Origin of the sequence: Streptomyces sp. DH12, from assembly GCF_020873895.1 — a bacterium.
Taxonomy (GTDB): domain Bacteria; phylum Actinomycetota; class Actinomycetes; order Streptomycetales; family Streptomycetaceae; genus Streptomyces.
In genome coordinates, this window is the sequence record NZ_JAHWGT010001250.1 from 1 (window position 1) to 432 (window position 432).

A 432-nucleotide genomic window follows, 5' to 3' on the forward strand; every position below is an offset into this window, starting at 1 on the left:
AGATAGAGGCGACCTGGCTCTTGCGGACGTCGAGGACGGGCTGCTTTCCGATGAGCCTGGGGAGCTGGGCAGTCACTTCCAGCCAGTCGCTTGGGGGGAGGACCCAATTCCGCAGGACGTCACGCCGCCGTTGGTAGTCGGGCAGCTGGTCGATGTTCTCGCCCAGGTGCAGAGCGACTTCGTCCACGGCAATGCCGAAGTCTGTGGGGGCGTCCTTAGCGCCGATCCAGAAGCGGTCGTCGTCTATGCCTCGGGGAACTTTGTCCACTGGGATGCCCAGGAGGAGGGCCGCTTCGCGGGTGTCGCAGCGGGCGGCCCGGCGAACGAGTTGGATGGCCGCGCAACGGCGGACGAGGCGCTCATCGAGGGGGATGCAGGCTGGCCGGATGAAACGTTCGTGCCAGTCTTGCTCCAGGAAGGCCGGGACGTGGT

2 protein-coding genes are annotated in these 432 nt (G+C 66.2%); one reads left to right on the plus strand and one right to left on the minus strand.

Annotated features, from left to right (window positions below):
* On the minus strand, positions 1-187 hold a 187-nt coding region (locus LPA54_RS39500; RefSeq protein WP_228985222.1), incomplete at its 3' end, for a hypothetical protein.
* On the opposite strand from LPA54_RS39500, the gene LPA54_RS39505 reads away from it, so the two are divergent.
* On the plus strand, positions 167-432 hold a 266-nt coding region (locus LPA54_RS39505), incomplete at its 3' end, for a hypothetical protein (protein WP_228985224.1). The two genes, LPA54_RS39500 and LPA54_RS39505, sit on opposite strands and share 21 nt — an antisense overlap.